Source organism: Protofrankia sp. Cr1, assembly GCF_963555865.1.
In the GTDB taxonomy this organism is placed as follows: Bacteria; Actinomycetota; Actinomycetes; order Frankiales; family Frankiaceae; genus Protofrankia.
In genome coordinates, this window is sequence record NZ_CAUVXO010000057.1 from 1 (window position 1) to 518 (window position 518).

The 518-nt window shown below is 74.9% G+C and carries 1 protein-coding gene; it reads right to left on the bottom strand.

The window, feature by feature from the left end:
- A partial coding sequence (locus U9980_RS07660) for a TIGR02679 domain-containing protein (RefSeq protein WP_322767298.1) occupies positions 1 to 490 on the bottom strand: 490 nt, incomplete at its 3' end.
- Positions 491 to 518 lie beyond the last annotated feature (28 nt).

Here is a 518-nt window from a genome sequence, read left to right on the forward strand (position 1 = left end):
CCGCCGCCGCGTCGGGGCTCGTGGCCAGCCGGCGCAGCATACCGGTGGCGTCCAGCCACGACCGCCAGGTGGCGAGCTCGGGGCGCCGCACGACGAGTGCGTCCAGTGGCGCGTGCGCGTCCGCCCACGCCGCCGCGTCCGCCGCGGCCTGCGCCACCCGGTCGCCGACCTCACCGAGCAGGAGCCGCACGGCGCCGCCCAGGCCGTCCGGCGCGGCGCCGCTGGTGCGCAGCACCGTGTCGACCTCGTCCAGCGACACCGTCAGTGACACGCCCGTCCCGGCCCGCCGGCCCAGCAGCCGTTCGACCGCCCGCCGCTGGTCTCCGCTGGCGTTGGTGAGGGTGACCGAACCGGTCAGCGGCCTGCCGTGCTCCATCCTGTGCCGCGCCCGGTCCAGCAACCACGCGGTGTGCTCGCCACCGAGCAGCCGTTGCAGGCGCCCGACGTCCTCGGGTCGATCTCCGCCCATCTCACCCAACCGACCACTCACTCAACTACTCACTCGACTACTCACTCGA